Here is a 10,338-nt window from a genome sequence, read left to right as displayed (position 1 = left end):
TTCACCATGGGCTGGAAGCGCCGTACTCGGAACCAGTGGCAACGGCTGGTTGAAGAGTGGGAACGCAGCGGGTTGACCCAGGCGGCGTACTGCCGCAGGAAGGGTATTTCGGTGGCCAGCCTGCGGCGCTGGAAGCGCTTGCTGGCCGAGGATGATCGCAGCGCGGCTGAACACATTCGTGGACAAGTCCCATCGCAGACTTTCTTGCCGGTGCGGCTGGTGGAGCGTCCCGATCTTGCTGCCGGCGCTGGCCTGACCGTGGTCCTGCCCGACGGGGTGCGCATTGAGGTGGGGTCACAGTGCTCGGGCGACAGGCTTCGAGTCGTGCTGGATGCACTGCGGCCTGCGGCATGATTGCGCTGGATACGCACACCAAGGTGTACTTGGCCCGGGGCGCGACCGACATGCGCTGCCAGATTGATGAGCTGGCGGCCCGAGTCGCCGATGTCCTGCAGGCCGATCCGCTGTCTTCGCATTTGTTTGTGTTCTGCAATCGCGCCCGCGACAAGCTCAAGATCCTGGTCTGGTACCGCAATGGCTTCTGGCTGTGGTATCGGCGCCTGGAGCAGCAGCGGTTCTGGTGGCCGGTCGGCGATCAGACCCAGCCGCTGGAGCTGTCGATCCGTGAACTGCAGTGGTTGCTTGATGGGCTGGATCCGAGTCAGCTTCAAGGGCATCGAACAGCGCTTTTTTCTGAGATTTCGTCATTGATATAGCAGCATTTTCTGGCTGCTTTTGGTAAAATACAGGGCATGGAAAAGCCAGCTACCATCGACACCAATGACCCGCAAAAACTGCGCGCGATCATTGCAAAAATGGCGGCTGAACATGAGCAGGATCTGGCCCTGCGTGAGCAGCAATACCAGGCCCAGATCGCAGCCCGCGATCAGAAGATCAGCATCCTGCTTGAACGTCTTGAACTACAGCGCCACCAGCGCTTTGGCCCCAAGGCCGACCGGGTCTGCAAGGAACAACTCAAGCTGTTCGATGAGGCCGAGCTCAATGACCTGATCGAACAACTCGATCGCCAGATCGAAGACGCCAAGGCAACCATCAGCCCCACCCGGCGGTCTTCAGACAACCCGCCCAAGCGCCGTGCGTTGCCCAGCCACCTGCCACGTGTCGAACGCATCATCGATCTGCCCGAAGCCGACAAGGCCGCCATCGCCCAGACCCACGTGCCGATGGGCTTTGAGGAGTCCGAGCAACTGGCGGTCTTGCCGCGCCAGTACTACGTGGTCAAGACCAAGCGGGCGAAGTACGCACCGATCCGCCACAACAAGACCGGGCAGCCCCTGACCGTCGTGGTCGCACCGCGTCCGGCCTGCATCCTGCCCAAGGCCATGGGTCACAGCTCATTGATTGCTGATGTGGTCACCAACAAGTTCGTTGATGGCCTGCCGCTGTATCGGCAAGAAAAGATCTTCGCTCGCGAGGGCTTCGAGCTGTCCCGCCAGACCCTGTCGGGCTGGATGGTGCAGCTGCGCGAGCCTTTGCAGCCCCTGATGGCCGCGCTCAAGCAGCACTTGTATCAAGGCCGGGTGCTGCAGGCCGATGAGACGCCACTGCAGGTTCTGGATGAACCTGGGCGAGACAACACCAGCAAATCACAAATGTGGGTCTACCGGGGTGGGGTGCCGGATCGACCGGTGATCTGGTACCAGTACTCTGTCGGCCGCGCCGGCTCGGTGCCGTGCGAGTTCCTGTTCCCCGATGGGCTCTCACCCCCCGGTGCCGCGTTCTATCTGCAATCCGACGGCTACTCGGCCTACCATCAGGTGGCCCGCTATGGCGCCATCCTGGGTCATATGGGCTGTTGGGCGCATGTGCGGCGCAAGGTGGTCAAGGCGGCCAACAGCCGCCATCAGACCGGCCTGGCTCATGCGTTCCTGAAGTCTGTCGACAATCTCTATCAGGTCGAGAAGAAGCTGCGCGGTCAGTCTCCCGAGGAGCGCCACGCGGTGCGTCTGCAGCAATCCCGTCCGATCCTTGATGAGCTCAAGAACTGGCTTGATGAGCACGTCAACAAGGTACTGCCGAAGGGCCTGCTGGGCAAGGCAATCAGCTATACGCGCAACCAGTGGCCGATCCTGCTGACGTTCCTCGAAGACGGCCATCTGGAGATCGACAACAATCTTGCTGAAAACGCCATCCGGCCGTTTGTCGTTGGTCGGAAAGCCTGGTTATTCTCCGGCAGCCCCGCCGGTGCCGAGGCCAGTGCCATGCTCTATAGCCTGGTCGAGACCGCCAAGGCCAACGGCCTTGAGCCGCGCGCTTATCTGCATTACCTGTTTGAGACCCTGCCGCACGCGAGTCAGCCGGAAGACATAGAAGCCTTGCTGCCGCACAACCTCACGCCGGAGATGTTGAAAATTCCGAAGCCGGCACTGTAAGGGGAAGTGTTGGGGTTGGCGGGACGCTTACGACGAAATCATGACTCCCCGACCCACAAATTCTGCGGAGGAGCCATATTTTTCTTACAGTTGGGGCGAGTTGATGATGAGCAAAAAAGCACTGATTACGGGCGTGACCGGGCAGGACGGCGCCTATCTGGCCAAGGTTCTTCTGGACAAGGGCTATACGGTCTACGGCTGTTACCGCCGGACGGCTTCGACCAATTTCTGGCGCGTGGATGAAGCGGGTGCTTCAGGTCACCCCAATCTGCATCTGGCCGAGTTCGATCTGACGGATCTGTCGAACTGCATTCGTTTGATGCAATCCACGGAGCCGGATGAGGTCTATAACCTCGCTGCGCAGAGCTTTGTCGGCGTATCTTTTGATCAGCCGGTCACCACTTCAGAAATCACCGGCTTGGGTGTGCTGAATCTGCTGGAGGCGATTCGCCTGGTCAACCCCAGGATTCGGTTCTATCAGGCCAGCACCTCGGAAATGTTTGGCAAGGTCCAGGCCATTCCGCAATGCGAGGAAACGCCGTTCTACCCGCGTAGCCCCTATGGGGTGACCAAACTGTATGCGCACTGGATGACGATTAACTATCGGGAGTCCTACGACATCTTCGGTTCCAGTGGGATTTTGTTCAACCATGAATCGCAGCTAAGAGGTCTGGAGTTTGTCACCCGCAAGATCACCGATGCCGTGGCGCAGATTTCTTTAGGCCAGGATCGGGTGCTGGAGCTGGGCAACATGGACGCCAAGCGCGACTGGGGTTTTGCCGGGGAGTATGTGGAAGGCATGTGGCGCATGCTGCAGGCTGATGAGCCGGACACCTTTGTGCTGGCTACGGGGCGGACCGAGTCGGTTCGCGATTTCGTGCGCCTTGCGTTTCAGGCAGTGGGGGTGGAGCTGGAGTTTCGGGGCAAGGAGGAGTCTGAAATTGCCGTCGCGGCCAATGGCACTGAGCATATCCAGGCCGGGCAGCTGCTGGTGCGGGTCAACCCGCGCTTTTACCGGCCGGCCGAGGTGGAGCTGTTGATCGGGGATGCCAGCAAGGCGAAAAACGTGCTGGGTTGGGAGGCGAAGACCACGCTGGAAGAGCTGTGCCGGATGATGGTGGAGGCCGATGTGCGCCGCCATGCCAACGGCGGGCCGCGGGGTTAGGGCGGCGTGCGGGTTCTGCTGACGGGCAGTCGGGGGTTTACCGGGGTTCATATGGCGCGGGAGTTGACCTCAGCCGGTTGGGAGGTGGTGGGTACCGGGCCGGAGGGCGAAGCTTCCGCTGCCGGTGATTTTGTGCCGGCGGATTTGACGGTGGCCGAGCAGGCGCACGATCTGGTCCAGGCCGTTCAGCCCGACGCCGTGGTGCACCTGGCGGCGATTTCGTTCGTCGGCCACGGCGAGGTCGATGCCTTTTACCGCGTCAACCTGCTCGCCACCCGGCACCTGTTGGCCGCCCTGGCCGATGCTCCGAAGGCGCCGCAGTGCCTGGTATTGGCCAGCAGTGCCAACATCTACGGCAACCAGACCGAAGGCAAACTGGACGAGCAGACCACGCCCAACCCGGCCAACGATTATGCAGTGAGCAAGCTGGCCATGGAGTACATGGCCCGCCTGTGGTTCGACCGCCTGCCGATCGTCATCACTCGCCCGTTCAACTACACCGGCCCCGGCCAGGCCGGGCATTTCCTGTTGCCCAAGATCGTCGACCACTTCCGCCGCCGCACCGATGAGATCGAGCTGGGCAATCTCGATGTCTGGCGCGACTTCTCCGACGTCCGCGCCGTCGCTAAAGGCTACCGCGGCCTGCTGGAAAAACGCCCGGCAGGCCAGACCTTCAACATCTGCTCCGGCCGCCTGTTCTCCCTGCGCGAAGTGCTGGCCATGGCCGAGAAGATCACCGGCCACCGCATGAAGGTGCGCGTCAACCCGGCGTTTGTGCGCAGTAATGAGGTCGAGAAGCTATGCGGCGATCCAGGGAAGTTGCGGCGATTACTTGTGGATTGGGATAATCCGCCGTTAGAGGAAACGCTGCGGTGGATGTTGCTTTCAAATTAGACCGGATCAGCCCTGAAATCATTTGGGAGATTCGGATAGACCTTTTAGTTAATGTGATGGTGAAGTGTAGCTATGCCTGTCAATCATAAGTATGAACTGGTGTTTATTCATATTCCCAAGTCAGCTGGAAGTAGCATAGAGATGTTCTTGAAGGAGTCCTCTAGTGAGCCCTGGGATTTATGGGGTAAGATTCATGATGACGAGCGATTGCTATCTCGATATCCGCATGCAACTAAAGTGACACGAAAATCGCCAGACAGGATAAAGGGTCTGCCAAGGGCAGACGTATATCATCACTTGATTGCGGCTGATGTTAGGGAAATCATAGGCGCTGAGCGATACAGCGCCTATAAGAGATTCTGCGTAATTCGTAATCCCTGGGATCGATTGGTCTCTTTCTATGAATATGGTAGGCAGCGGGGTGGATTAATGGAGACTAAGTCCAAAACGTTTAAGGAATGGTTTTTCAATCGTCCTATCAGTCCGCAAATTCTGCCGTATATTTCAATTGACGGCGCAGTTGATTCTGGTATGACTATGATAAGGTTTGATGATCTCAATCAGGAGTTGCGGACTTTCTTTCATTCGCTAGGTTTAACATGGTCCACTAAAGTGCATGAGAAGAAGACAAAAAGACTCTCTTACCATAATTATTATGATAGCGAGATGCAAAAGCACTTAGCGAGGGAGTGTCAAGCAGATATCGAATTTTTCGGGTTTTCGTTTTAAGTCCCCGATGGGTCTCCGTAAACCCCTCGCCTTTAGGCGACGGATGATATTTTGTTGGCATGCAGGACTACAAGCGAGGGAGCCACACGGTATGGGATTTGAAGTATCGCCTGGTGTTGACGACGAAATATCGGTACCAAGTGTTGGGAGGGGACGTAGGGCTGAGGTGCCGCGAGTTGTTACGGGACATTGCTCGGAGCAAGGAGATGCAGATCTACGCGGGGTTGATCACTCGGGACCATGTTCATATGCTGATTGGGATCCCGCCGCAGATATCCGTATCGAGGGCAGTCCAGTCCCTGAAGGGGAAGAGTTCTCACCGGCTATTGACGGAATTCCGGAGTCTGAAGAAGAGGTACTGGGGCCAACATCTGTGGGCTCGGGGCTACTGGATGGTCTCGAGTGGCAATGTGACCGACGAGATGTGGAAGGAATACATCATCAACCAGCAGCCGCCGGAGCTGGATGATGACTTTGATGTGGTGTAAATCGGCCGAACGGCCGATCAATCCGGCTTTCAGCCGTAACAGCAAGCCACCGGCTTTAGCCGGTGGTCGTTGACCAGTGGCGGTAGCCGGTCTTTGAGTGATTTCATGGTGACTAATGCCATTTTAAGTAGGCTTTATGGACAGTAAGAATTATGCTCGGATAGAAGTTGTTCGCAATGTTTATGTTGAATTAAAAACCAAAGCTCATCTCGGGCGCGGTAAGTTTGATTTTACCTTAGCGATTGATGCTCTGCAGTCGGTTGACGCTAAGCTCGCCGAGACCTTAGATTACATCAGAGTGCCTTTCGGTTGCTCCGTCGATCCGTACGATGTTTTCGCAGATATGGGGTTTGGGCGTGCTTTTTGTTTGCCGGCCGAAAAAGGGAATCTGCTCCAGAATCTTGATCTGTGTGCGGATTATAAAAAGGACTACCCGTCTTTTCTGGCGGGTCTAAACTCACTTATATGCCTGCCTTCAGAAAACGATATTCGTTTGGGCTTAGGGAGCCTCTGAATAAGCATGCTTTTCGCCTAACCCGCTCTCCCGGAAGGGCTGGCTTAGGTTTTTGCACGCTTTTCTTGCTCGTTTTCTAATCAATTTTTGGCCGGATGCCGCTTTATGGGCGGACTCCGGACGTACTGACCCTACGTCAGCAGCAATTTCTGCGCGATCATCAGGTTCGTCAGCCCTGCCAGAACCAAGAACCGATTACGATTTTTGGCTTGGCCACGGTAGCGCACCTTGCTGTAGCCGAATACCTGCTTCATGTAGCGGAATGGGTGCTCGACCTTGGCCCGGATCTGAGCCTTGAGTTTCTCGACCCGACCCTCGGGACTGTCGGGATCCATCTCCTTTCGCTTGCCAGGACGTTCGGCGATGAACCAGTCGACCTCTCGATCCTGATGCGCTTGCCGTTTCTCGATGCCACGATAGCCGGCGTCACCTAAGACGCGCTTCTCATGTCCATGCAGAAGTTTGTCTGCGACCGTCAGATCATGATCATTGGCCGGTGTGGTCTCAAGGCTGTGGATCAGGCCCAGTTCATCATCGACGCCGATATGTACCTTCATTCCGAAGTGCCACTGGTTGCCTTTCTTGGTCTGATGCATCTCCGGATCACGCTGCTTGTCGGCATTCTTGGTCGAGCTCGGCGCCGCAATGATGCTGGCATCCACAATGCTGCCCTCACGCAGCATCAGATCATGGTCCCCCAAATGACCGTTGATCTCCTCAAACAGCTTCTGTCCCAACCCATTCTTCTCAAGCAGACGGCGGAAGTTCAAGATGGTGGTCTCGTCTGGAATCCTGTCCGACAGCCGCAGCCCAGCAAATCGCCGCATGCTCTCGATCTCATAGAGGGCATCTTCCATGCCAGGATCGCTCAGGTTGTAGAACAGTTGCATGCAGTGGATCCGCAACATCGTCTCCAGCGGATACGGCGGTCGGCCAGTACGGCCCTTGTGATAATGCCGCTTGAGACGCTTGACCAAACGGTCCCAGGGAATCAATGAATCCATCCGCTCCAGAAACTTCTCGCGTCGCGTCTTGCGCTTTTTGTTCTGGTACTCAATCTCGGCAAAACTCATCTGTTCCATCTGAAGTTACCGTGTTGCAGCCAAGTGACCGTATTATCGCAAAACCGGTGACTTATTCAGAGGCTCCTTAGAACTGCCGGTTAATCTAGAGCGCGTAATTCATGGCGGCGATGCTAGGTCTAATCGAGGTCGTTTATCCTTTGTCGCTTCATGTGATACAAAATATTTCCAAGCGTTCTGTTTTAGTTTTTGCTGCTCGGTATCAGAGTCAAATTTGGCGTCAGACATCCATATCGCCCTCGTTAACGGCACAGCTGCCGATTTTTCATTAGCTCAAGACTTGTGTTCTCGCTTTTCCAATCTGACCGTTCTTTGCTATCGAAGTAAAGTTTGCGATCGTAGTATTTTCGCAAATGCGCGTTTTTTGTGTGCTGAGTACTTGTTTGAGGATGGCTATGAAGAAGTTTGCGTCACTGACATTGATGCTGTTGTCGTTGGGAAGGTGTCAAGGCTTTTCCCAAAGGCCACGAGCAATGAAGATGTTTTCCTTAAGATTCAACGGCCCATCAGGTTTCCTTGGTACTATGCTATGGGAGGGTTTGTTTATTTGAGGAACGGTGAAAATGCAAGGAGGCTGCTTCGGTTATTTGCGTGCTACATTTCGTCGATGTATGCGATGGATCGGTCCAGCTATTGGTACTCAGATCAGTCGGCATTATTTGTTTCATTGCTTTGGGGTTCTATTTCTTTTGTGAGGTTAGGCAATGCAAGTTTCGCTGACTTCTGGCATCAGGTTGGGGCGAGTAAGGTTGGTGTGAGTGAAGGCAAACGTAAACTACAGCAGTTTTCATAAAGATCCGGTGGTGGACTTGTGGTCATTTCAGTCAGAGGTTCGGTGGATCGCCTTCTTGAGCCATAGGAATCCGCAGAATTTGATCGGAATTCTTTCTCGCTGCGACCTGCGGTGGTGGCGCTTTATGAGGATTTATGTATGCAGCTTTTAATACGGGTCTATCCGAATCTCGCAACGGATTTCAGGCCTGATCCGGTCTGATTTGAGGCCATGGCCGTCGTGATGCAATGTCTGTCATCCCGGAATCGCCACAGGCGATATCCGGAATCTATACATCAACAAACCGGTCGGTAATCAGCATCGTGCACGGTTCTTTGCAAATCAATTCACCATCCCACGCATAAGGCAGCAGCAGATTGCTGCCTGCCGCGAACACGGATCTGCTTTCCCCCTCGCTTAGCTCCCCTTCCACCACGCTAAGAATCATTGGCTCTCTGGTCTTCGGTGGGCCGAAGCGATCGCCCTCGACAAGCCGCTGCTGTCGAATTCGGAACTGCGGACATTCGGCCAGAACGCTTTCACACTTTTCGCCGGATGCCGGCGTCACCGCCGGCTCGAAATCTTCGAAGTCGATGGACTGCAGGCTTTGTGCCACGTGCAACTGGCGTGGCTTGCCGTCCAGCCCCTTTCTGCCCCAGTCATATACCCGGTAGGTGGTATCCGAGTTCTGCTGGATTTCCAGGATCAGGTTGCCGGCATCAATCGCATGCAGGCGGCCACTTTCCAACAGGATCGACTCACCCGGCTGGACCGGGAAGCGGTGCAGCAGTGGCTCCAGCGCCTCATCTTCGATCGCCTGCTCGAATTGCGCGCGCGTCACGCCATGCTTCAAACCGACAATCAGCGCAGCATCCGCTGTGGTGTCGGCCAGATACCAGCATTCGGTTTTGGGCTCGCCACCCAATTCTGCAGCGATCTTTGTCGTTGGGTGAACCTGCAGGCTCAGTCTGTCGCTGCAATCCAGCCACTTGACCAGGATGGGGAAGGGCTGGGATGGATCGTGGAGCGGGCCCATGATCTCGGCCGAGTGTTGTTGCAGCAGTTCGCGCAGGGTCTGGCCGGTCTGGATGCAGACCGATTGGGCTTCCGGCCGGTCGACCATCTCCCAGGATTCCCCGACGGGATTAGCCCTGGGCAGCTCGCGACCAAACTTCCCCGCCAACCAGCGCCCGCCCCAGACGCGTTCCTGATAAATGGGTTTAAATTGAATGGTGTTCATGACCTTGCTCCCTCGTTCATCCGACTATTGGGGAATCTCTGAATTAATCGCCATTCTGCGACAATATCGGTATCGTTTCTCACCGGACTGAATTCGATGGACCAGCTGAGTTTTGCCGACCTGGAATACGAGAACAAAAAGCGCAAGACGCGGCGCGAGAAGTTTCTGGAGCGCATGGACGCGCTCATCCCCTGGCCGCGGCTGGTCAAGAAGCTCAAGAAGCACTATCCCAGAGGCACCCGGGGCCGTCTCCCTTATCCGCTTGAGACCATGCTGCGGATTCACTGCATGCAATTGTTCTACAACCTGTCCGATCCGGCAATGGAAGACACCCTCTACGAGATTGAGTCCATGCGCCGCTTCGCCGGTTTGAAACTGTCGGATGCGCTGCCCGACGAGACCACCATTCTGAACTTCCGCCACTTTCTGGAGCGCTACAAGCTCGGCGACAAGATCTTCCAGGAGGTCAATCGCCACCTGCAGGAACAAGGCCTGATGCTCAGAGAAGGCTCGATCGTTGATGCCAGCATCATTGATGCGCCCAGCTCGACCAAAAACCAGGAAGGACAGCGAGACCCTGAGATGCACCAGACCCGGAAAGGCAAGCAGTGGTACTTCGGGATGAAGATGCATATCGCCGTCGACGACACACTGGGGCTGATCCACAGTCTGGAGACGACCCCGGCCAATACCCACGACCTCAGTGTGGTCGATCGGTTGCTGCATGGCGAAGAAGAGCGAGTCTTCGGCGACTCTGGCTACAGGGGCATTGAGCAGCACGTAGCACCCAAGAAACTCAAAGCACGCTTGTTCGTGGCTGAGCGTCCCGGCAGACGCAGGACGATGAATCCCGACAGCCCAGAGGCGTATGCCGAGAAGCTCAAGGCGTCGATGCGGGCGAAGGTTGAGCATCCGTTCTTCTACATCAAGAGAATGTTCGGTTACGGCAAGGTCCGCTACCGAGGCCTGACCAAGAACCGCAACCGGCTGAGCATGTTGGCGGCCTTCTCGAACCTGCTGATCGGGCAGCGCTATCAGCCAACGTAGGGTTACTGCGTCCG

At 56.1% G+C, this 10,338-nt stretch carries 12 protein-coding genes; 10 read left to right on the top strand and 2 right to left on the bottom strand.

All coding sequences use genetic code 11. The features are described from left to right. From tnpA (G3I74_RS11115) to G3I74_RS11080, 8 genes are all read left to right on the top strand, one after another. Positions 1-354, top strand: a 354-nt coding sequence (gene tnpA, locus G3I74_RS11115; protein ID WP_239056879.1) for an IS66 family insertion sequence element accessory protein TnpA, incomplete at its 5' end; no start/stop codon positions are given. Continuing rightward, the gene (tnpB, locus tag G3I74_RS11110; RefSeq protein WP_164211683.1) at positions 351-716 is read left to right on the top strand and encodes an IS66 family insertion sequence element accessory protein TnpB; all 366 of its coding nucleotides are present in this window, start codon (positions 351-353) and stop codon (positions 714-716) included. The genes tnpA (G3I74_RS11115) and tnpB, both read left to right, overlap by 4 nt. A gap of 36 nt (positions 717-752) precedes the next feature. Then, a complete protein-coding gene (tnpC, locus tag G3I74_RS11105; protein WP_164211682.1) occupies positions 753-2,393 on the top strand; it encodes an IS66 family transposase in 1,641 nt (546 codons plus the stop codon). 106 nt (positions 2,394-2,499) lie between these two features. Continuing rightward, positions 2,500-3,558, top strand: coding sequence for a GDP-mannose 4,6-dehydratase (gmd, locus tag G3I74_RS11100; protein ID WP_203594704.1), 1,059 nt, complete (start codon positions 2,500-2,502; stop codon positions 3,556-3,558). Between the two features lie 6 nt (positions 3,559-3,564). Then, entirely contained in the window at positions 3,565-4,452 is an 888-nt protein-coding gene (locus G3I74_RS11095; protein WP_338063101.1) for a GDP-mannose 4,6-dehydratase, read from the top strand. 72 nt (positions 4,453-4,524) lie between these two features. Further along, positions 4,525-5,181 carry a sulfotransferase family 2 domain-containing protein gene (locus tag G3I74_RS11090; protein WP_164211680.1) on the top strand — a complete coding sequence of 219 codons (657 nt, stop codon included), beginning with the start codon at positions 4,525-4,527 and terminating at the stop codon, positions 5,179-5,181. A 59-nt stretch (positions 5,182-5,240) separates the two neighbouring features. Then, positions 5,241-5,669: an IS200/IS605 family transposase gene (gene tnpA / locus G3I74_RS11085; protein ID WP_164211679.1), complete on the top strand. Its 429-nt coding sequence runs from the start codon at positions 5,241-5,243 to the stop codon at positions 5,667-5,669. Between the two features lie 136 nt (positions 5,670-5,805). Beyond that, entirely contained in the window at positions 5,806-6,183 is a 378-nt protein-coding gene (locus tag G3I74_RS11080; RefSeq protein WP_164211678.1) for a hypothetical protein, read from the top strand. A gap of 131 nt (positions 6,184-6,314) precedes the next feature. Here the strand turns inward: G3I74_RS11080 and G3I74_RS11075 are convergent, their stop codons facing one another. Further along, the gene (locus G3I74_RS11075; protein ID WP_164211677.1) at positions 6,315-7,265 is read right to left on the bottom strand and encodes an IS5 family transposase; all 951 of its coding nucleotides are present in this window, start codon (positions 7,263-7,265) and stop codon (positions 6,315-6,317) included. Positions 7,266-7,479: 214 nt separating this feature from the next. On the opposite strand from G3I74_RS11075, the gene G3I74_RS11070 reads away from it, so the two are divergent. Beyond that, the gene (locus tag G3I74_RS11070) at positions 7,480-8,058 is read left to right on the top strand and encodes a hypothetical protein (RefSeq protein ID WP_164211676.1); all 579 of its coding nucleotides are present in this window, start codon (positions 7,480-7,482) and stop codon (positions 8,056-8,058) included. A gap of 268 nt (positions 8,059-8,326) precedes the next feature. On the opposite strand, the gene G3I74_RS11065 is transcribed toward G3I74_RS11070, so the two are convergent. Further along, positions 8,327-9,277, bottom strand: a complete 951-nt coding sequence (locus tag G3I74_RS11065) for a type I phosphomannose isomerase catalytic subunit (RefSeq protein WP_164211675.1) — start codon at positions 9,275-9,277, stop codon at positions 8,327-8,329. Between the two features lie 96 nt (positions 9,278-9,373). On the opposite strand from G3I74_RS11065, the gene G3I74_RS11060 reads away from it, so the two are divergent. Next, positions 9,374-10,324 (top strand): IS5 family transposase, encoded by a 951-nt coding sequence (locus tag G3I74_RS11060; protein WP_164208723.1) that lies wholly within the window; start codon positions 9,374-9,376, stop codon positions 10,322-10,324. The last annotated feature ends 14 nt before the right edge of the window (positions 10,325-10,338 follow it).

The organism is Wenzhouxiangella limi (assembly GCF_010499265.1).
In the GTDB taxonomy this organism is placed as follows: Bacteria; Pseudomonadota; Gammaproteobacteria; order Xanthomonadales; family Wenzhouxiangellaceae; genus Wenzhouxiangella; species Wenzhouxiangella limi.
The sequence above is the reverse complement of the archived record's forward strand: the minus strand, read 5'-3'. Positions and strand labels throughout refer to the sequence as shown.